Genomic DNA, 24,140 nt, shown 5'->3' with positions numbered 1-24,140 from the left:
GCCCCTCGGGGCCGCGACTCGAGCGCGCCAGCGCTCCAATAAACACAGCGTCAAACCTGCCTGGGACGCTGGGCGCTTCGAGTCTTTAAGCCAGATCGACCAGCACAACCTTCGACGCACCAACAGCCTCGGCGATCGCGGTCTGCACCTCGGCCGCAACCTCGGCGTTGACGCGCAGCACCACGGTGGCGCCTTCGGCGTCGACGTCCTGGCTCAGCTGCGCGGCCAGGATGTCGATCTCCGCCTCGCCCAGCTTGGTGCCGATCTTGCCGAGCGCGCCCGGCTTGTCGCTGTAGTTCAGCACGGCCAGGTTCAGGCCCTCGGCGCGCATGTCGTAGTTGCGGCCGTTGATGTTGACGATCTTCTCGACCAGGTTCGGCTCGGTCAGCGTGCCCGCCACGTTCAGGGTCGAGCCGTCGCCGAACACGGCGCGCAGGTCGACGACGCTGCGGTGGTTCGGGCTCTCGGTGGCGGTGGTGACGGTGGCGGTGATGCCGCGCTCCTTGGCCAGCGCCGGGGCGTTGACGAAGGTGACCTGGTCCTCGACCAGCGCCGAGAACACACCGCGCAGCGCGGACAGCTCCAGCACGGCCACGTCTTGCGAGGCCAGCTCGCCGCGCACCTGCACCTCGACGCTGACGGGCAGCTCGTTGGCGATGGCGCCGAGCAGGGCGCCCTGCTTGCGCACCACGTCGAGCCACGGCGCGACGACGTCGTTGACGGCGCCACCGGTGACGTTCACCGCACCGGGCACGAACTCACCGGCCAGCGCCAGCAGCACCGACTTGGCGACATCGGTGCCCGCGCGGTCCTGGGCCTCCGAGGTGGAGGCGCCCAGGTGCGGGGTCACGACGACCTCGGGCAGGTCGAACAGCGGGCTGTCGGTGCACGGCTCGGTCTCGAACACGTCCAGACCGGCGGCACGCACGTGGCCGGACTTGATGGCGTCGGCGAGCGCCTGCTCGTCGATCAGGCCACCGCGCGCGGCGTTGACGATGATGACGCCCGGCTTGGTCTTGGCCAGCGTCTCGGCGTTGAGCATGCCCTTGGTCTCGGGCGTCTTCGGCAGGTGGATCGAGATGAAGTCGGCGCGCTCGAGCACCTCCTCCAGGGTCAGCAGTTCGATGCCGAGCTGGGCGGCGCGGGCCGGCGAGGTGTAGGGGTCGTAGGCGACGATCTTGGTCTCGAACGCGGCGAGGCGCTGCGCGAACAGCTGGCCGATCCGGCCGAGGCCGATGACGCCGACGGTCTTGCCGAGGATCTCGACACCGTTGAACTTGCTGCGCTTCCAGGTCTTCTCACGCAGGGTGGCATCGGCGGCCGGGATCTGTCGCGCGGCCGAGAGCAGCAGCGTGACAGCGTGCTCGGCGGCGGTGTGGATGTTGGAGGTCGGCGCGTTGACGACCATCACGCCACGCTCGGTGGCGGCGGGCACGTCGACATTGTCGAGGCCGACACCGGCACGGGCGACGATCTGCAGCTTCTTGCCCGCGTCGAGCACCTCGGCGTCGACGGTGGTGGCGGAGCGCACGAGAATCGCGTCGGCGTCGGGGACCGCGGCGAGCAGCGCCGGGCGGTCGGGTCCGTCGACCCAGCGAACCTCGACACCGTCACCGAGTGCGTCGACGGTCGACTGGGCGAGCTTGTCGGCGATCAGAACTACAGGACGGCCTGCTTGGCTCACTGTGGGGTACTCCTGGGGAAGAATGGGGGTCGGCAGTTACCGCGAACCAGAATAGTCGCCCGAACTTCGGCTGCCCTTACCCCCCTGCCCGAAAACCGGGTGAACCCTGCGCACCGTCGCCTCTAACATCACCACATGTCATTGCGCACCGTCCCCGAATCGATGGACCCGGCTGTGGTGGCCGCCGTCGACGCAGAGCTCGACAAGGTGGCGGCCGAGCACAACGTATCCATCCGTCTCGCTATCGAAAGCGGCAGCCGTGCTTGGGGTTTCCCCTCGCCGGACTCCGACTACGACTGCCGCTTCGTCTACGTGGCAGGCCTGGACACCTACCTGTCCCCGTGGCGCACCCGCGATGTGATCGAAACACCGTTGATCGGTCTGCTCGATGTGAACGGCTGGGATCTGGCGAAGGCGCTGCGCCTGCTGGTGGCGGGCAACGCGGTGCTCGTCGAATGGTTGATGTCGCCGATCGTCTACCGCGGCGACGAGGCGTTTCGCACCCGGCTGCGCGAGGTGGCGACGGAGGTGGCCGATCGCGACCGGATCGCCCGGCACTACCTGCACCTGGGCGCGCGCCAGTGGGCGCTGTTCGAGCGCAACGGCGGCTTGAAGAAGGTGTTCTACGCGCTGCGACCCGCGATGGCGCTGCGCTGGTTGCGTGAGCACCCCGGCGCCGCGGTGGCGCCGATGCACCTGCCCACGCTGCTCGCCGACTGCGAGCTGCCCGCCGACCTCGTGGCGGCGATCACCGAGCTGACAGATCTCAAGTCGAAGACCAGGGAGATGGGTTCGGCCGCCCCGCCCACGCTGATCACGACGTTCATCGACGCCGAATTCGAGCAGGCCACGACGGAATTCGACTCCCGCGGGCCGCGCGATCTCACCGCGCCGATGGCGATCACGGGTGAGTTCTTCCGCGCCGAAGCGCTGAGATAGCAGAGGACCTGTAGATAGCAGAAACTCCGCACCATCCGGTGCGGAGCTTCACATTCGTACGCTGGTCAGCGCAGAATCAGATGGCGCGAACGTCCTGAGCCTGGGGGCCCTTCTGACCCTGACCGACCTCGAACTCCACGCGCTGGCCCTCTTCGAGGGACTTGAAGCCGGAGCCGCCGATCGCGGAGTAGTGAACGAAGACGTCCGGGCCGCCTCCGTCTTGGGCGATGAAGCCGAAGCCCTTTTCGCCGTTGAACCACTTAACAACACCCTGTGCCATTTCAAAAACCTTCTGTAGATGAGCTAGGTCCTAATAGTCCGGTCCTGGTCTCGGTGTCCACCATGCCATGATCCGACGAATTCGGCCACATCCCACCGTGCAAAGTGTGCGAACTGTGAGGAAGGCAACCCCCGGGTGCTGCCGGGTGCTGCCGTCACGGACGTGACGCAGCCCGCCTTCCGGTGGATGCTCAGCGTATGCCGACGTAGTTGCTCAACGGATGCCGGATTAGCCGGACACACGCATCAAACCGACTGGCACCCTTCACCATCGAGAACTCTATGCATTAGGGACGTGCCACCGTCAGCAACCCTAGACATTTTCGAGAAACCCAGTACGGCAAATTCTCTACCAGCGTATTTTCCGAGATTGTGAGGGATCGCACGCCTCGCCGGGAAATCACGCTAGGAGCAGAAGGTGCTGGATATCAACCATTTCACTTACGGCTGGGTGACCCCCCTGCTGGCCTATGCCATGTCGGTCATCGGGTCGATGCTGGCGCTGCGTTGCATGGTTCGCTCGCGCGCTTCCGGCATGCACGGCGGCTGGCTCACCGCGGCCGCGATCGCACTCGGTGGCACCGGTATCTGGGTCATGCATTTCATCGCGATGCTCGGTTTTTCGGTACGCGGGGTGACCATCCGCTACAACGTTCCCATCACCTTGTTCAGCGCCGCTGTCGCCATGGGTGTGGTGTGGCTCGGATTGTCCATCGTGGTGCGTCGCAGCTGGGACAGCGCCGCGTTACCGGTCGGCGGCACGATCACCGGACTCGGCGTCGGGGCCATGCACTACGCGGGCATGTACGCGATGAAAACCGACGCCGAGATCATCTACGACCCCGTCGTGGTCGCCGCGTCGCTCGCCATCGCGGTAGTTGCCTCGATCGCGGCGCTGTGGTTCGCCCTGCACATCCACGGCATCGTCGCCACCATGGGCGCCGCCCTGCTGATGGGTGTGGCCGTCACCGGCATGCACTACACCGGCATGTTCTCGATGAGCGCGCACACCAGCGCCCACGTCGCCCATGCCAGCGGCGCCACCGCCGCCCAGCTGCTCACTCCGCTGATCATCGGCATCAGCATGGTGACCATGATCCTGTTGATGCAGGTCGGCATCACCGAAGCCGAGGACCCCAACCTCACCCGCCCGGTCCACAATCAGAACGCGAGCCGCTTCTGGCCGAGCGGGCAGAACTGAAACCTGTCGGACCCCGGTGAGACAATAAGGAGGTAGCAACACCGGCATGAGCTGCGGCTATGCCGAATTCACGGGGGAGTTCCAGATGCCGTTTGTCATTGCCGTCACCGTAATCTGCGCGGTCACCGGCGCACTCAGTCTCTTCGCCGCCACCGTCGCCGAAACCCGTGCGAACCGCGCGTTGCACGACTCTCGGTCCTGCTTCGTGGGCGACGGCAACCCCACGAACTCCTTTTTCGCACACCGCGCCCGGCACGACCGGCTGCACCGCCTCAACACTGCGCTGCTGATCCTGAGCGCGGTCGTCTCGCTGGCGGCTACGGGTTTCGCCGTCTACGCGGTGGCTGTCTTCTGATCACCCGGCCTGCACATCGTGCGCTTCGGGTCCGCGCCGAGTCTCGGTGACGGTGTATTCCACGCGCTGACCGTCGCGCAGCGTGCGGAACCCCTCGCCGATCAGCGCGGTGTACTCGACGAACACATCGGGCCCACCGGCGTCGGGGGTGATGAATCCGAAACCCTTGCCGCTGTCGAACCAGGTCACGACCCCGCTTGGCATCAACCGACCTTCCGACTCCTGTGCCCACCAGCCTGATTCGTCAATCGTCGCACGCCGGCGCCCGCGACACGAAGGGCTTTCGGCTCGAGGAGCCGATCGGGCTGTGACGAAATGGCTATGCTCCGGACACGGTCCGCCCGGACCGGGTCAGCCGCGAGAACGGGGATTCGGTGCAGCCTTCGACCGTTCGCTGCGCGGCCGAAACCGTCACGATCTTCGTCGCCACCTCGGTCGCGGCGCTCGCGATCATGCTGCCGATCAGTTTCGCCTCGCTGGCCGCGTCGCTGCATGTCGACCTGCTGGTGTTCAACGTTCCGCGGGCGATGACCGGTGCCGCGTTCATGGCGGTGATCACCGCCGCCGTCACCGTGGCCATCGGCAGCGTGCGAACGGCCCGCTGGACCGCGCTGCTCGCCCTGCTCGGCGTCCTGGTGAACCATCTGGCCTTCATCCCGGACAGCTCGGACGGTCACCTCGACAGCCTGTCACTGCCCACCTTGAACTTCATCGACGCGCTGCTCGCGGGTGTCGTCATCGGCGCCCTCGCGGTGGCGGTCTGGAACGAACCGCTGCTGCGAACCGTCTATCTGTTCGGCGCGCTCGGCGGCACCATTCTCGGCGACCTGACCCAGTCGCCCACCGACCCGGATGCCGACGGTTTCAGCGGCGCGGTCGGCGGCGCACTGCCCCTGTGGTTCATCGGGGCCACCGTGCTCGCCCTCGCCTACTTCGCGTTCACCACGGCGGCCCCGGCCCGCTCGACCATCGAAACCGCCATCCCACTGGCGCCCGTGTTCGCCGCCGTCGTCGCCTTCACGACGACCATCGTCACCGCGCTCGCCGTGGCGTCCGACAAGACCAGCGCCTCCTATCTGATCATCGCCTCGATCGTCGCCATCGCTGCCGCGGTCGGCGCCGCGCTGATCCTGCCGGGACGCGAGGGCATCCTGGTCCTGTTGATGAGCAGTTTCTCCGTCGCGGGCAGCCTCGTCACCACGCTGCCGCGCTCGGGCTGGATCGACCTCGCCACCCTCGCCGCCACCGCCGCCGGCCTGCTGATCGGCATCCGCACACCACGTCCGGTGGTGGCCGCGGCGAGCGTGCTCGCCCTGGCCTGCTTCGTCCTCGCCACCGATGTCTTCGCCCCGAACGCCACTCTCACCGCCGCCTTCGGCTGCCTTTCCCTAGGCGCGGTCGCCGGGTACTGCCTCGGCACTTCGGTTCCGCAGAGCCCCACGTCCGGGACCGTCGGCCTGGCGATCCTGTTCGTGCCCTCGATCGGAGTCGCCCTGAGCGACAGCGATTTCGGTCACCTCGCCTATTCGTCATCCTGGTACCGCACCGCGGACGTGGATCGCGGCATGGGCCCCGGCGTGGTCGCGATCGCCGTCGCCCTCGGCTGCGCGATCGCCGTCCTGGCCCTGATGCGCCTCCGGGCCGCGCCACCGAAGATCGTCAGCCCCTAACCGATTCCCACCCGTATTCCGAAAACGCCTGTCCCGCCATCACCTTGCCGATGCCCACCCTGCAGTAGTCGACGATCTCGTCGGGCAACCCCGCGGGCTCGAACCAGCCCAGTTCCGAGCACTTTTCGGGCTCGCGGTTGGTGACCAGGCCAGTCCAGCGGCGCACAGTGAAGAACATCTGCACCCGCTCATCGCTGTGCAACACATGCGCGAATTCCACATCCCGAGCATCGATCTCGACCCCCACCTCCTCGCGCGCCTCCCTGATCAACCCAGCCACCGCCGACTCCCCCGCCTCCAGATGTCCCGCGGGCACATGAAACAACCCGTCCCCGAACCCCGTGTTCAGCCTGCGCCCCAACAACACCCGCCCCTGCACATCGACCAACACCAGATGAACCCCCACGAGCACCCGATACTTCTCCACCGTCACCCCTCCTGATCGAAGTTCCCACCCTAGAACTTCGAGACAGTGCCTGCCGCAGATGTTTTCGGGGTATACCCACATCATGAGTTTCCCGGTGTCCTTCGGGTTCGCCCAGGTCGGTCTCCTGGCCCTGATCGCCCTCGCTGTCCTGCTCCTGGTCACGGCCGGACTGGCCGCCACCCGCCGCCGCGGCCCCAAGGCCGTGCTCGGCCGCGCGGTCCCCGGCGCGGCCCTGCTCCTGGTCGCGGTCCTCCTGCTCTGGATCGCCACCCTCCTGCAGACCTACCTCGGCCTCACCGGCGAAATCAAAGCCGCCCACGTAGTCGCCAAACCCGTTGCGGGCCAAGAACACCAACTCGACGTCGTACTCACCCAGTTCAACGAAGACGGCACCGCGGGCCAGCCGACAACCCATCGCATCGAAGGCGACCTGTGGGCCCTACAGTCCAACATCGTCGAACTCGAACCATGGGTCAACGCCCTCGGCTTCCACTCCGGCTACAAGATCAGCCGCCTGTTCGGCCAACGCCTCGACGGCAAATCCCCCGCCCAAGACCACATCTTCTTCAACGGCGGCGACCGCGACTTCTTCGAAGACATGAACGAAAACCGCTGGTACACCAACCCCTTCATCCGCTCCGCCTACGGCAACGCCACCATAGCCACCCCCGGCGAATACGACGTCTACATCTCCCGCGACGCCATCAAAGTCCGCCAGACCGAGGGCTAGAGCACCCCGAAACCCCGCCGATATACCCGCCGAAGGCGTCGCGAACGCGGCCGACGGTCAAGACTTTTCGGAAGCAGCCTCGGCCAGAAGTTCCGCACCGTCCTCAGCCGAAATCGGCTGTCCCGCGTTCGGAAACCCCCTTCCCGCCGCCATCCGCATCGACACCTCCGCGAAGCGCTTGAGCGCGTTCGCGAAATCGCTGTACGCAACGAGCCGCCGGTCATCCCACCGACTGCGCTGAGTTCGCCGCCACTTCGACCGCTCGGTCAACGCCGCCCCTGCAAACGTCGCGCCCGCCCCGAGAAGAACTCCGACCACGGTAATCAATTGCTGCACAACGGGTTTCATCCACTCATTGTGAAGGCGATTCTGTCAGCGCACCAGCGATCCGGAAGCACACTCGAGCGATCCGGAGACGCTCACGTATGGAATTGGGCGAATGAACGATGTTCTGCCTCATCCTGCGCGGATGTAATTGGTCCATGAGGCGGATCACCCGCATGACGAAAGGTCAGTCAGATGTCTGAACGCGATCTAGCCATGATGTACGCAGCACATGACGCATTCCGGCGCGATCTCCTGGCGCTCGCCGCCGCTCCGGATCGTGAACGCTGGACCCAGTTTCGTACCCAACTTTCCGTCCACCACACTGCGGAGGACGTCGCGCTCTGGCCGAGTCTGCGCCGCCGCGGCGTGGACGCGCGGCTGGTCGAGGCGATGGCCGCTGAACACGACCGGATCGATCCGCTCCTTGCCCAGGTGAACCGGGCCTTCGATACCGCGGGACCGGTCGCCGCGCGACCAATACTCGTGGCACTGTCCGAGCTATTGCACAACCACCTGCGGCACGAAGAGCAAGAAACGCTGCCATTGATCAACGATCGAGAATGGTCGCTACTCGACCGAGAGATGCGCCGTCGCATCGGACTCCGCGGACTTCGGGCCTATTACTCGTGGCTGCTGCGGGATGTGGAGGGTGAACGCCGCCGCAGGGTACTGGCTACGATTCCCGGCCCACTCCGCTTGGTGATCTCGTAGACGGTTGGTCCGGCAACCAACCCTGCCGTTCGGACACCCAGACGGCAGGCTGGAACTCAGCCGAAGAGCTCTCCCGCGCGGGTCGCGGTCGCCGCTTGCAACAACCACGCGTTGAGTTGATCAACGTCGGTGGTGTCGGCGAGCAGCTTTCGCTGGGCTGCGGAGAGTTCGATTCCACGACCGGTCAGCACGGTCAGCACCGAACGTGCGACTCCCCGACCAAGTCCCTGCTCCAGGCCCTGTTCCAAGCCCTGTTCGAACCCTTGCTCACGCCCCTGAGCACGGAGCCGCTGAGCGGATTCCGAACGGAAGAATGACCGCTCCGTGTCCATTTTGTCCCTCCAGAGCTGGGCGGCGTCGGTGTCGGCGAGAACCTCCGCTGGATCAGTGATCGCAGGCACGTTATGCGGGCCGAGGACCAGCGGCTGCAGAGTGAAGCTGGTCCAGCTCCTGTCCGTGAGGGTCATCGGTTTGCCCGCCCAGGTCGCGGTCGCCTTGTCGTGGCAGACCACCACCAACACGACCGGCAACTCGTACTTGTTGTGCAGAAAGGTTACGTAGAACGACCACGCGGCGAACCTCGTGACATCTCTGTTCGACTGCGCCTCGACGATCAGCAGGAACTCGTCGTTGACGGTCGTGACCCGCAGGATCGTGTCCGCACGCCGTTCAACCGGCGTCGTCGCGGTGAGGTCGACCGAGATCTGTTCCACTGCAATCGGTTCAGGAAAAGGAAGATCAAGAACGCGGAAAGCATGACCGACTGCGGCGGCATCATGAGTGAAGATCCCGTGCATCGCCTCATGCGATGAGCTGATCATGCAGCGACGCTATCAAGGTTCGCCAGACCAGCTGACCCTGGACGCGCTCGAGTGTCGGCGGCGCTCGCAACGCCTGCGAGACCTCTCTCGCCCGCGCCGTGAGCTGGGCATAGGTAGCATGAACGAATGCCTGTGCCCAGCATCGAGCGCCCAGATCTTCCAGAACATATGACCTGGGAAGAGCTGGAAGACCTGCCTGTGGAGATCGCCTCGCAGATCGAGCTGTGGGAGGGACGGGTGGTATGGGTGCGGCGCGGCCCGGGCGAGCACCAGATGGCGATGCGTCGGCTGACCGAGCAGATAGAACGGTGCGCTCGAGATGACATGTCGGCTGTTTCCGAACGATGCTGGCGAGCCAACCTCGAAACGAATGTGTTCTTCGGTAGTGCGGGAAAGTCCGACTTCGTAACCCCCGACTTCCTGGTGCATCGCTGTCTGCCGCCCTTCGCCGACGTCCGTGCTACCGATACTGTGCTGGTCGGCGAAGTCCTTTCGCCGTCGAACACGCCGATCGACATAGAAGCCAAACGCGCGCGATACGCGAGCGGCGGCATCCCGTGGTATTGGGAAGTCAGCCTGCAGCGAGACACCGGCGCGATCGGCACGGTCCGGGTCTACGGACTCGACATCGGCCACGCCGAACTCCCCGAGGGAGTCCGCCCGTTACGCCCAGCAAACTATGTTCTCGCAGGTGAATGGACCTCAGCCGAAGGCGGGAATGTTTCGTTCCCCTCTCCGTTCGCCCTCGACATCCCGTGGTCCTCACTGACCTTCTGATCGCTAGAGCTCCCGAAGTCCTCCAACCCCAGCGAACCCTTGGCGAGCTCGAACTGCACCTGATCGATCTGCTCTGGATCGCCACCTCCTACAGACCTACCTCGGCCTCACCGGCGAAACAGAAGGTCTGGCGGCGGCAGAGTTTCCTGGTCAGGCCCGTACCTCTGGGCGCAGAGTCTCCGCTTGCTCCACCGCCGACGTGGGCTTGGGCGGGACGGGTTCGGGCAGCGTGCGGAACAGCAGCCACTCAGGGCGGGCACAAGGACCAACGGGTCAGCGCGGTTCGTAGGGAGGTTCCGTCGGCGATGCCGCCGATGAGGGGCGTGGCCAGGCCGCCGATGCTGACGGTCAGTCCAGGAGTGATGCCACTGGCGGTGCCCGCTCGCGTGGGCAGATAGTCGCAATGGCGCACCTGTGCGGCTGGTCCTCGGCCAGCGCGTTCATCGACGTCTTCCGCCGCACCTTCGGACACACCCCGGAATGCGCAAACCATGCTGATAGATGCCCTATTCGGTCGCGCTGGGCAACGGCGTCCATCTAGCGATCAGCAACCCTTGCTTCGATATCTGGCTCGTCTTTCACCGCCGTGAGCATCGAGCTCAGCCACAGTGGCGTCTGTCCTCGATGATTCGCAATCGCGGCATCGGCACCGCGATCCCGGAGCAAGCGAACGACTTCGAGTGTCCGCCCAGCCCGATCGCGCATAATGCGCAACGGCTGCTTCTTCTACAAAAGTCCGCTCTCCCTGCCGGTGGGTCGGCTCGGAATCAACTGGTCGACCACATTTCCGAACAGCACTCCGGTAGCTTCCTGTCCTGTGGCTTGTCGCATCGACATCGAGTGGGCCCACGCCGTCGCACGGTCAGAGTTGCAGCATGCGTTGCCGCGTCGCTGGTCGCACTCCCAAGGGGTCGCACGAGCAGCCGGAGCTCTGGCCGGGATCGTGGGCGACGACGCGGAACTATTGTGGGCCGCCGCCGTTCTTCACGATGTCGGCTACTCCCCTGACCTGGCACTAACCGGCTTTCACCCGCTCGATGGCGCTCGATTTCTGCGCGACCAGCACGGCGCCGATGAACAGCTGACACGGTTGGTCGCCAACCACAGTTGCGCCCTACTCGAGGCAGAGGAGCGCGGACTCCGCCGCGAGTTGGAGGCCGAGTTCCCACCCCACGACAATGACCTCCTGATAGACGCACTGATCTACGCAGACATGACCACAACCCCCGCCGGAAATCCGACCACCCCGTCCGCCAGGATCGCCGAGATCATCGGCCGCTACGGACCGGACACATTGGTGGGCAGATTCATTCAACGCGCAGAACCGGAAATCATGGCCGCTGCGACAAGAATCGAACAAGCGAAGACGAATCAGCCGAGATACGGATAGCTTCCGGACAGGAAGTCACCGATCTGTTGCCGCATGCTCGGGTGAATGTCGTAGTCGCCCAGCTCATCGGGAGCTGCGAACACGACTCCATCGGCTTCGTCATTGATCGTCGGTTCGCCCGACACCGGCCGCCCGATGTAGGTGTTCTCATACTGCTGCCGCACCTCACCGTCGGTGTAGGCAACGATGTGGTGCGGATTGCTGTAAATCCCTAGGAATCCAGTGATTTCAGCCGTGATGCCCGTTTCCTCGCGGCATTCCCGGATCGCACACTCGGCCGCAGTTTCGCCGAAGTCCATGGCTCCGCCGGGCAGCGCCCACTGCCCGGTATCACGCCGACGCTGCAACAGGATTGCCCCTGCCCCATCAGCTACCAGCAGATTGCACGCCACCACAAGCGAATTCGGCTTCGGTGCCTTCGGATCGTGGTAGTACTCGATTCTGCCCATGGTCGACCCCTCAATCTGGAATCCAGGGCTGCGCGTCAGCCCAGATCGCGTCGAAACTCTCGGCATAGTTGTCGAACCAGCCGACATCATTGACCCGCCGGAGTTGAAAGACGGGATTAGCGCTGGCTGGCTGACCCCAGATGTGGGGATTGACCAGCAGAGTGTCGTCGTAGCGAAACAACGAGTTGTACAGGGTTGTCCCGTGCAGGCGCACCTCGCACCGATCGGCCGATAGGAGCGGGCGGTAGTAGGTGAGCGAAGCTCGGATCTTCGCGGCTAACGTGTCCGGGCCGAGGCCCTCTTCGCTACCACGGTCGATTACCGCCCTGCTGCCCGGATTGCCGAAACACATCCGGATCCGCGCACCTTGCCGTGCTCGTTCGATAAGCGTGTGGGCGACCCGCGGGTTGGATTGAGCAAAGAAGGTGCCCGAGAACACGAGCACATCGATCTGCTCAGTTGCGTTGCCCAACAACGATAGCCATGTTTCGCGAGGTACCTCAGCACGGTTGTGATAGGTGGCGACGAGTTCGACATTCGTCGGTGCGGCTCGCTCATCCACGACCGGCGGCCAGAGGAATCTTTCCTCGACCCGCAGGTGATGTGCGACCCGTCGTCGGTGACGCGGGTGAGGTACCCGACCACCGAGCCAGCGCCCGACCGTCTTCGGATCGACCTCACAGACAACGGCCAGCGACTCGGGTGCGATCCCCCGCTGGTGGAGCACGGTCTGAAGCCGGACATTCACGCCTCCAATAGAAGCCGATGTGACGGGGTCGAGCAAGCACACACGGACGTGACCGCGAAAACGTCCTGGGACGTCCCCGCCTACGTCCCAAACGCGGTTACGCAGTCCGATTGCCGACAGCCACGATGTTGACCTCACCAAACCCCAAGGGAGCCAACATGATCACCGAGCGAACCGGCATCCACAGCATCCGACGGCTGTACCTGCAGTTGCTCTATCGCTGCAACTTCGAGTGCCTGCACTGTTTCCACGGCGAGCGGCTTCGACATTCCGATGCCTTCACCGTCGCGCAGGCCTGCAACCTCATCGGACGTATGCAACGCGAGTACGCCACAGAAGAGGTGGTCCTGCTGGGCGGTGAGCCGTTCGTCTACAAGGATCTGCCACGGGTGGCGCGCTACGCCAAGCACACGCTGGGATTGAAGGTCGAAATCTGCACAAACGGATACCGGATCGGCCGACAGCTGCGCGAGATCGCACCCTGTATCGACCTGCTGCGGATTTCGCTCGAAGGGATCGGTGCGACCAACGATCGCATCCGTAATGCAGGAAGCTACGACGCTGCGATGGAATCCATCTCTCTCGCGAACGCTCTCGGCGTACCGACCGGCGCGACCCTCACCGTGAACCGATACAACATCGATGAAGTAGTACACCTCGCGGAGACTCTCCAATCGCGCGGAGTGATGCAACTCAAACTGCACCAACTCCGAGCGGTCGGGAACGCGAAGAAGCACACCGACATGCTGATCACCGATTCCGCTGCCTACACCCGGCTCCGCCGTCAACTCGCCGAGTCCGGACTCGGAATCGAAGTGATCCTCGACGACGACCTCAACGAAGAGCCCGCCTGCGCGTACTCGGCCATCAACGACACCATCGACCGTATCGAGTCAGACCCCCGCGGCGCACTCACGATGTCATGCAAGGCAGTGGGCAAGGACTCACACGCCTTCTGGTACGACAAGGCTGCTGACCGCATCGAATACCGGCCCTCTGCGCACGACGAGATCGCTCTCGGAATTCCCGACGTGGTGTACGGCCGTGTCTGATCGCCGACTCTTCGAGAGCATCGAGGGAATCGCCGGGACCGGTAAGACAACAGTCGCACCCCTGCTTGCGGAGGCCCGCCAGGCCGTCTTGGTCCCAACAGTCCCTCCGAACTTCCAGTCCCTACGCCGGGAACTGGACCACACAAGCAGTCCAGACGCGCGCATGTGTCTGTTCCTATCCGCGCTCTTCACCGCGACCGACCAGATAGTCCGCTACCTCGATGCAGGTATCCCCGTCGTTGTCGAAAGCTACTTCGCCCGCTGCCTCACCACCCACCGGGCGTTCGGCGCCCGACTCGGCATCGCCCTCCCCTCCGACCTCCCCGAGCCGGTGACCTATCAGCTGACATGTGCGCCTAACGAACGACTTCGTCGGCTGGCGCAGCGTGACAGCGCGATGACCAAATGGGACATTCTGGCCGAACAGAGTGCCCAGAGCCTCACCGAAGCAACCGATACGTGGACCACTCACCACATCGACACCACGGCGACCAATCCCGCAGATGTTGTACGAACCATCTTGTCCCTCAACACAAGTGAGGCCGAATATGCCTACCACCAGCCTTTGGGAGCAGACCCTGACGTTCTTTCCACAGTTCGTACGCGAACTGAATGATCGCTGCGACCCCGGCGCAACAGTGACCGTAATCGGAGCCAGCGACGGCAAATTCGTCTTACCGCTCGCGGCTGCGGGCTACCGTGTCATCGCAGTCGAGAACGATCCGCAAGCGCTGCACGGTGGCGATGTGCTCCTGCCTGTCGCCGGTCTCGCCTACGCGCCCAGCCTGGCCGAACGCGTGGCGGAAGCCGGGCTGACCAGTCAGGTGCGGATCGAACCGCACGACTTCTTCGACGCCGCTCTGGCAGAAATGCAAGCCGACGCAGTCTGGACGAGTTGCTCATGGCACTACAGCGCCAACCACCGCCGTCCGCTCCGCGAATTCATCGGACGAATGCAAGATCTCCTCGAGCCGGGCGGGCTTCTCGGCGCCGAATTCATGATGCCGGTCGAGGACCACCACTACATCATCGAGCACTACACGACGCCGGACAAGCTGTTCCGCCGCTTCCCCTGTGACACTTGGGAAGTACTGCTCACCCTGCGCACCGACCCCTTCATCGAACGACCGCACGTCGGCCAGCTCCACGACCACACGCACCGCATGGGTGTATTTTTCGCTGCAAAGCGCGAACACCTCGACGAAGGGCGCGAGCTCGATGAAGCATGAATATGAAGCGACCTTCTTGGCGATCGACGTCCAAGCGGTCAGGGCAAAACTGGCTGCACTCGGCGCCATCCAGGCCTTCCCTCGAACCCTGCTGACCCGCAAGATCTTCGACGGCGACGCACTCCCCATCGGCGCGTGGGTCCGCCTACGAGACGAGGGCACGCAAACAACGTTGACGCTCAAACACGTCACCGATTCCACCACCATCGATGGCACCACCGAGATCGAGACCGTCGTCGGCGATCTCGACTCGATGGCCGAATTTCTCGTCACCATCGGGCTGAGGGAGGTCCGCTACCAGGAGAACTACCGCGAAGAATGGCGTCTCTGCGACATAGTCTTCGATCTGGACACCTGGCCGGACCTGCCCACCCTCCTCGAGATCGAGGGGCCCGACGAGTCTTCGGTCCGCCAAGCCGCAGCAGACCTCGGACTCGACTACAGCCAGGCGAAGTTCGGCAGCGTCGACACCATCTACCGAGTCGAGACAGGCCGCGACATCCTCGCGGAGCCGACCCTGCTGTTCAAGGACTTCGGCGAGTAGGTACCCGACGACTGTTTCCCGCGCAGTATTGAGCAACTCCTCGTCCTGCGCCGGCTGTCCATGTCATGGCTGACGCACCTTCATTAGATGCGCTGCTGGAGCACTTGGCGAGCTGCGACTATCAATCGTTCACACCTAGAATTGCGAGATACTCACGGCGCTTTGACACTACAAGCCCCTTGTCGCCCTTGATCTTATTTGCAACCAGCGAGGCGCACATCTGAAAATCAAGATCAAGAGAGTTGAGTTTGTATTTCGAAATGGATTTTGTGGTCTTCCATGTTATATCGAACCCCAATTCCCTGAGTTCGCGAAGTCGACGTTCGGCATGAACAGAATCTGCGGTGACCAGGCGGAGAATATCCGCCTCAACCTCAACCCCTTGATGGCGGATCAAAGTGGCGAATAGATCGACGTGTACGTCCGACCGATATTTAACACGCAAGTACTTCTCCGGGATGGCGTGTGCGTAGCGCCGCCGCACCTCAGCTGCAATACGTTGATGCAGAGCATCGAAGGTCTCTCGATGCTCTGCAGTAGTCAATGAGCAAATCGCAGACTTCATAGCCCGCGCAAGGTTTTGCTTCGCGAATACATATTCGTCGATCAGCTGACCAGGAGCCAATCGTTCTTTTTCGAGCGCAACGGTTAACTGCTTCGAGAAATCGTGGGCGTCCGATCGCACCTTGTTCCATTTACGGTCGAATTCGGTTTCGTCACCATCGGGCTGCATTACCGTATTCCTTTACAATTAAGCTATTGCGTTCATTGCAGGTACTTGCCGCTATGCATTCAGTTGACGCACAGCATAGTTTCGAAGCCGCTGAGCCTCATCTACCGGCATCGACTCAAGTATGTCCGTTAGCCAATTAGACACCCATAGCGACGAACGCTCCGGCCAGTGCCCAACCGGGGAGTCGCGGGCGTGCACCCAACCTGATCCTGGAGAGTCGACGGATCGCTGCAGTGCGTCGATATCTACCTCCCGCTCTGCTTCGTCCGCAGTGCGCTTACCTAGTTGAGCTGTCATGCCAACCAGCCACCACGACAAGATCGCAAGGTCTCGGGAGGATATCCCCTTCTGATCAAGCCGCGACACAGAAGGAAGATCTATGCAAGCAAGCACCTCCACAACTAGGTCTCCCGGAATATGCATCGCATACGCGTTGTCAACAGTGACTGTCGACTGCTTTTGAGACGCCCGATCGATTTCCTTGAGCGTGGCCGCATCAAAGTCTGCTCCTAAGAATTCCTTTACACCCTCAAAGAACTGAACAGTCGTCTCGATACAAAGATCAGCTTGAGCGCGTTGACGCAACTCATCGTGTAGCCACGGCCACGGCCTGCTCTTAAGGGGACCATGCCTGGTCGTTTCGTACCAATCCTCCTTTTCGTCATTCGATACAAAAAGGATTTGCACAGGCTTGCCACCAGATCGCGACGATGCCATATCGATTACTTCTTCCCAGATAAGGAAATCGCCAGCATTCGTGAGCGGATTTCCTTTACTGTCAGCGAAGCCGGGAGGAATCAAATTTGGGAAACGGAATTTCTCAGCTGTTTCCACACGCTGACGGATTGTTTCGAATCCCGGCGATTCCGCTATACGATTTCCGTACAGTATCGCGACCCGCTCAAGAACCGTGTCACTGGAAAGATCGGTCATTTTCGATACTTCATTATCGCGCAACGAGTCTATATATTCGACCATCTTCGGCCTCAGCCAGTTCGCAAGCTCGTCGAATTTTTCATCTACCAAAGACTTTAGCTCATCTGCCGCCGACCTGTCGTCGGCGTACTTCCTGAGCAAATCCTCGACGTATTTACTAGCCTTATTTGTGGAAGTTTTAATCGCCGCAATATGCCGGTTCAGATCACGATTCGAATCTTTAATTGCCCTGTTACGTTCAAGGATTACGGCGTGGCGTCTGCGAACAAATTCAAGGCCGACTTGATGTGGTAGCCATAGACGGTCCCCGAGCTTCTCCAACGCTCGGAACACATCGTCCCGCGTCGCTTGCTTGAACTCGTACAAGCTGAGCAGAACGTTGGTGTCGAGAACAACGACGGCGTTCTCGTAGAACTCACGTCGCTCCTCCTGCGACGTACCAACTGTCGACAACCAGGCCGCATACCTACGAAACATCACGACTTCGTCGTGCGCATCCATCTGCCCCGAACCACCCCAACTTCGATCAACGCTGACGGTTGATCTTGCACTGAAACATGGTTGCAGTCAACAGGATTCGACGACCTAACCCGACCCGACTCTCGTCACATCTGGCTCGTGACCAAGCCCTGGCGACCGACGGCGGGCTGCTGCGCGCACTCAGCTAATGCGCGACCGCGCCGTCCGGTAGTGCTCATGCCGCAAGTGATCGTCCTGCCCGGTGAACGCGCGGAATTCGCCCAGCTTGTACACGGGTTCGCTGCCTCGTGCCCGCTCGCGGATCTCGAAATCCCTTGATAACAAGTTGATCCGGTGCCTGATCTCCAGGTCAGTCAAGGCAAGGCCGGATTCGCTAGCGATCTCCGGTACTGATAGGTACGTCCCGGACTTGATCAACGCCCGATAGACCGGATCGGTCTCGCCATCGACCTCTCGACCGATGACGTCACCTTCCATTCGGAGCGCGCGAGCGATGGACGTGCCTATTGCACGTGCGACAGGGGGAGGAAAAGCATTGCCGATCTGTCGGTAACGCGAGGTCTTTCGCCCCTCGAACTTCCAGCGGTACTCGAGATTCGCGCTCGGATCGTCCGCGGCTTCCTTCTCGACTTGCTGCTGGTGGCCCTTCTTCATATGGTCGATGAATACCCAGCCTTGGAGCCGCGCCACCATCTCCACGGTAAGTTTCGGGCCGAGCGGGGTCATCGGCCGCTTGTCATACGGTGGCTTGTCGTACGGTGGTGGAACGTCGTGCACGCCTTTTGCATCGACGCCCATTTCCGCCCACGCGCGCTTCGCCCGTGTCGGGCCGAGATCAGCGCCCCCGTGCTTCTTCGAGCCGCCCACGATAGTCGGGGCGATGCCGGTCGCAGCGGCGGCCCATGCATCGGCACCCTTCCATTTGTCGCGGCCCATGATGGTACGGAGGGTCTCGCCTACGGTAAGAGGCGGTGCTGACGCTCTTTCCGGCCACTGGAAGAACTTGAACTCGTCGGGGTGCATCGCTACGAGCACGAACCGAGGGCGGAGCTGCGGCACGCCATAGTCGGAAGCATTAATCAACCTCCACTCAGCGTGGTAACCAAGCTGGTCGAGTCGGTCGAGTACGTGCTGGCGGTAGCCGGCGAACCTGGGCATGCTGAGTCCTCGAACGTTCTCCAAGAGGAGCGCCCGAGGTTGGATGATCTCGACCTGTTCGACCGCCCAGGCGAAGAGATCACGCTCGTCGTTCGCACCGAGCTGTTTCCCTGCAATCGAGAAGGGCGGGCACGGAACACCGCCTGCTACCAGATCGATCGGCGGGAGATGTTCGGCAGCTCGCCGTTCGGGGGCAAAGTCCGCTGGATCGAATACGGAGAGGTCCGCCACATCACCAGTCCGGACGTCACAGTCTGGCATGTTGAGACGAAGAGTATCTGCAGCAGTTTTGTCGAGTTCCACCGCGACCTCATGCTGGAAGCCCGCCAAGTGGAGTCCCAAAGCTTGGCCGCCAGCGCCGGCGCAGATCTCGATGACACTGAGGCTACTCACGTAGGGCCTTCCGGGAGTTGGTGAACGGGACGGTTCGGGGCGGTGAGTATCCTCCCGGACATCCAGGACAACGACTCGACCGGGGCAACTACCAGAGCCGCTCCATGCTGATCCGAACATATGAGCGATGCTAAACGATGGCGCCCCTTCCAGCTGGCAGCGCGGCCGAACGATCCTTCTGGCTCCTACTCAGCCAATCGACTTGCGATCTCAGATTTTGCTTCCGAGGGGAGTCGCAGCACGGCGTTCCAGGCACGGTCAAGATCGCTGATGTTGCGCTGCCCCGCAGCAAGCCAACTCGCCAGCTGCTGGAGGTCGCGGACATCGAGCTTGTCGATCTGACTCACGACTTCATCGACAGACGTCCGACGGCCCCGGGACCCGGTGTGGCACCGCTTGCACTCGGTCGTCAGACGGACGATTTCGCTCCCGCCAGAGAGGCGGACCTGTCTGCGTGCGACGGTCAGTACCGCGGTGAGATTGGAATCGTCGACGTAGGGCTCACCGCCGGCGATTCCGCACACCGTGCACATGTAGCCGTCGCGGGACAGAACATTCTGCCGATCTGTCGCAGGCAAGGTCATCTGTTGGTCGGCCGCGCGACGGGCGGCGTTGTCCCATACCGGGACTCCGCGCTTGTTGAAACGTTGTTCTTCCAGTGTCAGGCTGGCGTCCTCAGAACTGGTGAGGATCTCCCAGCCGTACTTGCGGAGATCCCGGACGCGGCGATCGATCTGTGACACGGCGGGGAAGGCGTCACGCAACTGGTTCTTCGTGAACTCGTTGCCCTCGCCTACCACCTGTTCCAACCACAGCGCGCTACGAACCATGGTGCCGCCGGAGTACGTCTGCCAGTCTGGTTCCGTCATTGTGTTCCAATCTCGTCGGTGTGGGGCCGAGCCTACGTAGCCCATCCGACAGGTTCTGCCGATCGGCGCGGACTCCAAGTCGGCTGTCGGTGAGCCGTGCGAAGATTGGCTCAAGATCGGCAACTTGATTTGCGGAGGCACAGGGGATGACAGCGCAGGACACGATTCCGCCGAACGGCGAAGAGGTCCGCACCATGGTGAAGGCGCGGCTCGCGGAGGCTCAGGCCGAGTCCGGAGCGAAGGTGACAGTCACCTGGCGGAATAACCAGAAACACCTGGATGTGATTTCGATGCCGGTGAATCTGCTCCGGCTGAATCCCGAAACCCATCGGATCCGAGCGCAACGATCCGTCGACCCTGTGCGGGACCAGCAGCTGACAGCGAATCCATGGTCCCCGGAGAGTCAGGAGTACCTCCGGTTCCTGCTCAGCAGCAAGCCTTCGAACCCAGATCAGACCGACCCCGATTTCATCACGCTCACCGAAGAGCTCAAGGAGTCGGGCCAGCGCGAGCCCGGGATTATCAGCCCGGATGGCATCCTCGTAGACGGCAACACTCGGTGCATCGCCCTACGCGAGCTCGGTCTTCAGGAGATCTTGGTCGGTGTCCTGCCTGGCGACACGACATGGCAAGACATCAACTCTGTCGAGCTCCGGCTGCAGCTGCGCAAGGACAAGCGGCGTGACTACACCTACATCAACCGGCTGATCGCCATCGATGAACAGCTGCGGAATGGACGGCTGGCCGAGCAGGTAGCCAACGATTTCAACATCAAGCTGAAGACGCTCGAGGGCGACCAGTGGGTGTATGCGGTAGTTCGCGAAGCAATCGAGCGCAGCGCTGACGGTGACGTGCGACTTCGCCTGATCGACTTCGAAGAGCATCAGGAGAAGCTGCGTGAGCTCTGGAGAGACTTCGACAAGGCCCACAAGACCGATCCCGACGCGGCTGAACGCTTGAAGGAGTCTCGCCTGCAGGCGATTCTGCTGGGTCACGCGAAAACAACCGTGCGCCTTATCGAGCAGGACTTTCACGTGCGCTATGTGGAATCGCGGCTGCCCGTTGACCTGCAGACAAAGCAGGATTCGGACTCGGACGAGATAGCAGTTCCCGGGCTCGACGTCACAGTCGACGACGTATCCGGCACCGTCAAAGCCGCAAAAGCGCTGACCGACAAGCTCTTGCGGGCAAAAGCCGTGACCGCTCCCGGAGCTGGCGCCTCGGCTGCCCAGGCCAAAGCAGCCGAAGACACCATCCGCAAGGCGGTTGACGTTTTCGAAGTGGCGACCCACCTGGCAGGCAAGAACGACCAGCTCAAGAAGCGCCAAATTGCGGTGCCGCAACGTATCTCAGATGCCGCAGAAGACATCCAGCAGTGTGTTGCGGAGTACGCCCAAGCCAAGGCCCAACGGGCGCTGGACGAAGATGCGCTCGACGACGCGCTGCTCGAGCTGCGAGCCCAGATGCAACGGCTTGCAAAACTTGCCGCACGCGGAGGCAATCCGCCGGGCGAAGGTATTGCGTGGCTCCTCGATATCGTTCGGGATCGCGTATGACGGCTGAAGGAACCGCGAGTCTCTTCCTCGGCTTCGCCGACCGGGTCACCTGGACACGGCTGGTCGCAGGCGAGGGTCATGAAGAGAATTTGCGGAACTTCGCGCTCAAATTCCGCACTGCAGTTCAGCGCTCCCGTTCCATCGTCGAGGTCGAGGTCGACGAGTTGCTGGCAAATCTGAACGTTCTCAGCACGTGGCACGAACGGGCCACGGTCGTCTGGGATCCGCCTCTGAAGACTCTCGCAGAGGATTCAGCGAAAGCTGCTCGGTCGGTGGCAAGAACGCTGCAGAGCGATGGTGCCGAACCGATGGAAATCGATCCTGAATCGGTGGCAACCATGCTCGGCGAACAGTGGATCGGTGAACTCACCGATTTCCAACGCAGGGACATCGCTAAACTGCTGTCGCTCAAGCACGGCGCGAACTTCTCGGTGCCCGGCGCCGGGAAAACCCGCGTGGGTCTTGCCACGTTCCAAGGGTTCCACCAAGCGGGCGAAGTTGAGCGACTGCTGATCGTTGCGCCGAAATCGGCGTACGACTCTTGGCAGTACGAAAACGCCGTGTGTCTGGAAGTCCCGCTGCGCATGGGCATAGTTGGCCAGCCGTCGGTTCGTGGCAACGATGCCTTGATTGTCAACTACGAACGCCTCGACAACAGTTTGGAGCAACTGGGCCGGTGGATAACCGAGCGCCCGACCATGCTTCTCCTTGACGAGGCGCATCGAATGAAGGCTGGAGCCAGCGGAATCTATGGATCCGCCTGTCTCGCATTGGGTCCGCGCGCGCGGCGTCGTCTCGTTCTGACCGGAACCCCCGCGCCCAACAGCGCGAAGGATCTGGAGAACCTCTTCGGTTTCGTCTGGCCGGGATACGGTCGCCGACAGGTTGTCCAAGCCGTGGCGGGCGGCAATCTGGCTCAAGCGAGCAAGGCGCTGAAACCGCTGTTCGTCCGGACGACCAAGCGGGAGTTGAAGCTACCTCCTGTCACCCCACAGATCGTCCGGGTCCCGGTGCCACCCTTGCACCAAGAGATCTACGACGCGCTGATCGGGCAATACACTGCCCGGGCATCCGCGGCCGAGGCTGACTTCCAAAGGCTGGGTAGCACAGTGGTGTACCTGCTGATGGCGGCAACAAGTCCGGCATTGCTCTCCGTAGGAACGACGAAGTACGACCCGCTGCCGTACCAGGTTCCGCCTCTGCCGGTCCATGAAGGCTCGTCGCTGCTCGATCTGATGCGGGATCTGCCAGTGTACGAGATGTCGCCGAAGTACCAGGAAACGTTGGCTATTGTTGCGGCCAACGCCAAGCAAGGGCGCAAGACCCTCGTCTGGTCGACATTTGTTCGTAGCCTGCTCACACTCGAGCGCCTTCTCGGCGAATTTCACCCCGCCGTGGTGCACGGCGGGACTGAGGATCGCGCAGCCGAGATCGACCGGTTCCGAAACGATCCGGATTGCTATGTGCTGCTGTCGAATCCGGCAACGTTAGGCGAAGGCATCAGCCTCCATCACGAATGCCATGACGCTGTGTACGTGGACCGGGACTTCGCGGCCGGCAAGTTCATGCAGAGCCTGGACCGGATTCACCGACTCGGCCTTGCCCCCGACACCGAGACACGAATCACGGTGCTGTCTGCCGAAGGCACCATCGACGAGGTCGTGAACCAGCGACTCGGTGACAAGGTGAGCTTCATGGGTGCGATTCTCGATGATCCCGCAGTTCAGGAACTCGCGGACCTGGATGAAGCCCCGTCGGTCGGCGGCGGGCTCGACGCCAGAGACCTGGCGGCGCTGATGGGATATCTTCATGCCCGCGCCGCCTAAACCGATCCTTCAAGCGGCAGTTCGGTGGCTGGATGTTCTCCGGAACTCCGACCACAACGTGGCGCGAACACTATTTGTGACTGCGGAACGATACGCGGACCTGACACCCACCCAGTACGACGTCGCGTACATTTGGCTGAAAAGTGTTGGTCTACTGGATGATGCGGACGTATCGACGCCGATTGCCGACCAAGTCTTCGATGCTGCAATCTTGCACAGCGATGCGCTTTGGCTCGCAGACGCCGACAGCCTCATTCAAGCACCGGAGGAGCTTCCGGCGGACGTTCACGCCGTCGCCGAAGCCCTGGGAATCGAGGACATTTCGGCATTTCAGCGCGTGCACCAGGTGTGGGGAAAGGTTGACCTCGTAGAGCGGAAGCGCATCGGTGATGCAGGGGAATTCGCCCTCATCGGCCTACTCTCGGAAGCCGCGGCATCACACGATATCGACCATGTCGCGCTGCGTGCGGACGGCTTCGGATACGACATCGCATACCGGCGTTGCGGCGAAGCCCGCAACTTCGAGGTCAAGACAACAACGCGCCGAACCCGAACGGTCCTCTACCTCAGCCGCCACGAGTACCGAACGATGATGAACGACCCCAATTGGCATCTCGTGGTTGTCCGACTCGACGGCGACTTGGAACCGATCGAGGTCGGGCGGGTGCCGCAGGACTGGATCAGCAGCAATGTTCCTGTAGATACGAGCACCAACGGCAGGTGGGAGTCCTGCCGGATGACGGTGCCCGAAGACGTTCTCGTTCCGGGCGTTCCGGTCGAGATCGAGCGACCCGACGGAGTGGCTGGACGACTCCTCAGCGGCTGGTAGAAACCTGCCGGTTGCACGCATACGCCG

At 62.5% G+C, this 24,140-nt stretch carries 28 protein-coding genes; 15 read left to right on the top strand and 13 right to left on the bottom strand.

Annotated features, from left to right (window positions below):
- Nucleotides 1–85 precede the first annotated feature (85 nt).
- The gene (serA, locus tag ACFWPX_RS12680; protein WP_378927546.1) at nt 86–1,684 is read right to left on the bottom strand and encodes a phosphoglycerate dehydrogenase; all 1,599 of its coding nucleotides are present in this window, start codon (nt 1,682–1,684) and stop codon (nt 86–88) included.
- A gap of 135 nt (nt 1,685–1,819) precedes the next feature.
- Here serA and ACFWPX_RS12675 point away from each other — a divergent pair, with 135 nt between their 5' ends.
- A complete protein-coding gene (locus ACFWPX_RS12675; RefSeq protein ID WP_378927545.1) occupies nt 1,820–2,623 on the top strand; it encodes a DNA polymerase beta superfamily protein in 804 nt (267 codons plus the stop codon).
- Between the two features lie 76 nt (nt 2,624–2,699).
- Here ACFWPX_RS12675 and ACFWPX_RS12670 read toward each other — a convergent pair whose 3' ends face one another.
- The gene (locus ACFWPX_RS12670; protein ID WP_056812000.1) at nt 2,700–2,903 is read right to left on the bottom strand and encodes a cold-shock protein; all 204 of its coding nucleotides are present in this window, start codon (nt 2,901–2,903) and stop codon (nt 2,700–2,702) included.
- 417 nt (nt 2,904–3,320) lie between these two features.
- Between ACFWPX_RS12670 and ACFWPX_RS12665 the strand changes: the two genes are divergently transcribed.
- Together ACFWPX_RS12665 and ACFWPX_RS12660 are read left to right on the top strand one after the other, a co-directional pair.
- On the top strand, nt 3,321–4,103 hold the full coding sequence (locus tag ACFWPX_RS12665) for an MHYT domain-containing protein (RefSeq protein ID WP_378912473.1): 783 nt from the start codon (nt 3,321–3,323) through the stop codon (nt 4,101–4,103).
- 46 nt (nt 4,104–4,149) lie between these two features.
- On the top strand, nt 4,150–4,458 hold the full coding sequence (locus ACFWPX_RS12660; RefSeq protein ID WP_378927544.1) for a hypothetical protein: 309 nt from the start codon (nt 4,150–4,152) through the stop codon (nt 4,456–4,458).
- On the opposite strand, the gene ACFWPX_RS12655 is transcribed toward ACFWPX_RS12660, so the two are convergent.
- Nucleotides 4,459–4,662 (bottom strand): cold-shock protein, encoded by a 204-nt coding sequence (locus ACFWPX_RS12655; protein WP_378927543.1) that lies wholly within the window; start codon nt 4,660–4,662, stop codon nt 4,459–4,461.
- Between the two features lie 170 nt (nt 4,663–4,832).
- Between ACFWPX_RS12655 and ACFWPX_RS12650 the strand changes: the two genes are divergently transcribed.
- Nucleotides 4,833–6,128: a hypothetical protein gene (locus tag ACFWPX_RS12650; RefSeq protein ID WP_378927542.1), complete on the top strand. Its 1,296-nt coding sequence runs from the start codon at nt 4,833–4,835 to the stop codon at nt 6,126–6,128.
- On the opposite strand, the gene ACFWPX_RS12645 is transcribed toward ACFWPX_RS12650, so the two are convergent.
- On the bottom strand, nt 6,118–6,561 hold the full coding sequence (locus ACFWPX_RS12645) for an NUDIX domain-containing protein (RefSeq protein ID WP_378927541.1): 444 nt from the start codon (nt 6,559–6,561) through the stop codon (nt 6,118–6,120). The two genes, ACFWPX_RS12650 and ACFWPX_RS12645, sit on opposite strands and share 11 nt — an antisense overlap.
- A 76-nt stretch (nt 6,562–6,637) precedes the next feature.
- Between ACFWPX_RS12645 and ACFWPX_RS12640 the strand changes: the two genes are divergently transcribed.
- The gene (locus ACFWPX_RS12640) at nt 6,638–7,285 is read left to right on the top strand and encodes a hypothetical protein (RefSeq protein WP_378927540.1); all 648 of its coding nucleotides are present in this window, start codon (nt 6,638–6,640) and stop codon (nt 7,283–7,285) included.
- A 57-nt stretch (nt 7,286–7,342) separates the two neighbouring features.
- Here the strand turns inward: ACFWPX_RS12640 and ACFWPX_RS12635 are convergent, their stop codons facing one another.
- Nucleotides 7,343–7,633: a hypothetical protein gene (locus ACFWPX_RS12635; RefSeq protein WP_378927539.1), complete on the bottom strand. Its 291-nt coding sequence runs from the start codon at nt 7,631–7,633 to the stop codon at nt 7,343–7,345.
- A 171-nt stretch (nt 7,634–7,804) separates the two neighbouring features.
- Between ACFWPX_RS12635 and ACFWPX_RS12630 the strand changes: the two genes are divergently transcribed.
- Complete coding sequence (locus ACFWPX_RS12630) at nt 7,805–8,323, top strand: hemerythrin domain-containing protein (RefSeq protein ID WP_378927538.1); 519 nt, start codon at nt 7,805–7,807, stop codon at nt 8,321–8,323.
- A gap of 56 nt (nt 8,324–8,379) precedes the next feature.
- On the opposite strand, the gene ACFWPX_RS12625 is transcribed toward ACFWPX_RS12630, so the two are convergent.
- On the bottom strand, nt 8,380–9,144 hold the full coding sequence (locus ACFWPX_RS12625; protein WP_378927537.1) for a hypothetical protein: 765 nt from the start codon (nt 9,142–9,144) through the stop codon (nt 8,380–8,382).
- A 126-nt stretch (nt 9,145–9,270) separates the two neighbouring features.
- On the opposite strand from ACFWPX_RS12625, the gene ACFWPX_RS12620 reads away from it, so the two are divergent.
- Complete coding sequence (locus ACFWPX_RS12620) at nt 9,271–9,921, top strand: Uma2 family endonuclease (RefSeq protein WP_378912484.1); 651 nt, start codon at nt 9,271–9,273, stop codon at nt 9,919–9,921.
- Between the two features lie 247 nt (nt 9,922–10,168).
- Here ACFWPX_RS12620 and ACFWPX_RS12615 read toward each other — a convergent pair whose 3' ends face one another.
- Nucleotides 10,169–10,393, bottom strand: a complete 225-nt coding sequence (locus ACFWPX_RS12615) for a hypothetical protein (protein ID WP_378927536.1) — start codon at nt 10,391–10,393, stop codon at nt 10,169–10,171.
- 345 nt (nt 10,394–10,738) lie between these two features.
- Between ACFWPX_RS12615 and ACFWPX_RS12610 the strand changes: the two genes are divergently transcribed.
- A complete protein-coding gene (locus ACFWPX_RS12610) occupies nt 10,739–11,311 on the top strand; it encodes an HD domain-containing protein (protein WP_378927554.1) in 573 nt (190 codons plus the stop codon).
- On the opposite strand, the gene ACFWPX_RS12605 is transcribed toward ACFWPX_RS12610, so the two are convergent.
- The gene (locus ACFWPX_RS12605) at nt 11,293–11,760 is read right to left on the bottom strand and encodes an NUDIX hydrolase (RefSeq protein WP_378927535.1); all 468 of its coding nucleotides are present in this window, start codon (nt 11,758–11,760) and stop codon (nt 11,293–11,295) included. The two genes, ACFWPX_RS12610 and ACFWPX_RS12605, sit on opposite strands and share 19 nt — an antisense overlap.
- Before the next feature lie 10 nt (nt 11,761–11,770).
- Nucleotides 11,771–12,508 carry an XRE family transcriptional regulator gene (locus ACFWPX_RS12600; protein WP_378927534.1) on the bottom strand — a complete coding sequence of 246 codons (738 nt, stop codon included), beginning with the start codon at nt 12,506–12,508 and terminating at the stop codon, nt 11,771–11,773.
- Nucleotides 12,509–12,666: 158 nt separating this feature from the next.
- Between ACFWPX_RS12600 and ACFWPX_RS12595 the strand changes: the two genes are divergently transcribed.
- From ACFWPX_RS12595 to ACFWPX_RS12580, 4 genes are all read left to right on the top strand, one after another.
- The gene (locus ACFWPX_RS12595; protein ID WP_378912490.1) at nt 12,667–13,560 is read left to right on the top strand and encodes a radical SAM protein; all 894 of its coding nucleotides are present in this window, start codon (nt 12,667–12,669) and stop codon (nt 13,558–13,560) included.
- Nucleotides 13,561–13,723: 163 nt separating this feature from the next.
- Nucleotides 13,724–14,176 carry a hypothetical protein gene (locus ACFWPX_RS12590; RefSeq protein ID WP_378927533.1) on the top strand — a complete coding sequence of 151 codons (453 nt, stop codon included), beginning with the start codon at nt 13,724–13,726 and terminating at the stop codon, nt 14,174–14,176.
- Nucleotides 14,109–14,789 (top strand): class I SAM-dependent methyltransferase, encoded by a 681-nt coding sequence (locus ACFWPX_RS12585; protein WP_378927532.1) that lies wholly within the window; start codon nt 14,109–14,111, stop codon nt 14,787–14,789. Before ACFWPX_RS12590 ends, ACFWPX_RS12585 begins: the two co-directional genes overlap by 68 nt.
- A complete protein-coding gene (locus tag ACFWPX_RS12580; RefSeq protein ID WP_378927531.1) occupies nt 14,779–15,333 on the top strand; it encodes a class IV adenylate cyclase in 555 nt (184 codons plus the stop codon). Before ACFWPX_RS12585 ends, ACFWPX_RS12580 begins: the two co-directional genes overlap by 11 nt.
- Nucleotides 15,334–15,454: 121 nt before the next feature.
- On the opposite strand, the gene ACFWPX_RS12575 is transcribed toward ACFWPX_RS12580, so the two are convergent.
- The 4 genes from ACFWPX_RS12575 to ACFWPX_RS12560 all read right to left on the bottom strand — a co-directional run bounded on the left by ACFWPX_RS12575 (nt 15,455) and on the right by ACFWPX_RS12560 (nt 19,902).
- Complete coding sequence (locus tag ACFWPX_RS12575; protein WP_378927530.1) at nt 15,455–16,066, bottom strand: hypothetical protein; 612 nt, start codon at nt 16,064–16,066, stop codon at nt 15,455–15,457.
- 51 nt (nt 16,067–16,117) lie between these two features.
- A complete protein-coding gene (locus ACFWPX_RS12570; RefSeq protein ID WP_378927529.1) occupies nt 16,118–17,503 on the bottom strand; it encodes a PIN-like domain-containing protein in 1,386 nt (461 codons plus the stop codon).
- 159 nt (nt 17,504–17,662) lie between these two features.
- On the bottom strand, nt 17,663–19,033 hold the full coding sequence (locus ACFWPX_RS12565) for a DNA cytosine methyltransferase (protein WP_378927528.1): 1,371 nt from the start codon (nt 19,031–19,033) through the stop codon (nt 17,663–17,665).
- Nucleotides 19,034–19,218: 185 nt separating this feature from the next.
- Nucleotides 19,219–19,902, bottom strand: coding sequence for a hypothetical protein (locus tag ACFWPX_RS12560; RefSeq protein ID WP_378927527.1), 684 nt, complete (start codon nt 19,900–19,902; stop codon nt 19,219–19,221).
- A gap of 146 nt (nt 19,903–20,048) precedes the next feature.
- On the opposite strand from ACFWPX_RS12560, the gene ACFWPX_RS12555 reads away from it, so the two are divergent.
- From ACFWPX_RS12555 to ACFWPX_RS12545, 3 genes are read left to right on the top strand one after another with little or no spacing between them, the layout of a single operon-like run.
- A complete protein-coding gene (locus ACFWPX_RS12555; protein WP_378927526.1) occupies nt 20,049–21,458 on the top strand; it encodes a hypothetical protein in 1,410 nt (469 codons plus the stop codon).
- Nucleotides 21,455–23,284, top strand: a complete 1,830-nt coding sequence (locus ACFWPX_RS12550; protein WP_378927525.1) for a DEAD/DEAH box helicase — start codon at nt 21,455–21,457, stop codon at nt 23,282–23,284. The genes ACFWPX_RS12555 and ACFWPX_RS12550 overlap by 4 nt, the downstream gene beginning before the upstream one ends.
- On the top strand, nt 23,268–24,113 hold the full coding sequence (locus ACFWPX_RS12545; protein WP_378927524.1) for a protein NO VEIN domain-containing protein: 846 nt from the start codon (nt 23,268–23,270) through the stop codon (nt 24,111–24,113). Before ACFWPX_RS12550 ends, ACFWPX_RS12545 begins: the two co-directional genes overlap by 17 nt.
- Nucleotides 24,114–24,140: the final 27 nt, after the last annotated feature.

Source organism: Nocardia sp. NPDC058518 (assembly GCF_042719655.1).
Classification (GTDB): Bacteria; Actinomycetota; Actinomycetes; order Mycobacteriales; family Mycobacteriaceae; genus Nocardia.
This window is presented reverse-complemented; position numbering and strand designations above follow the sequence as displayed.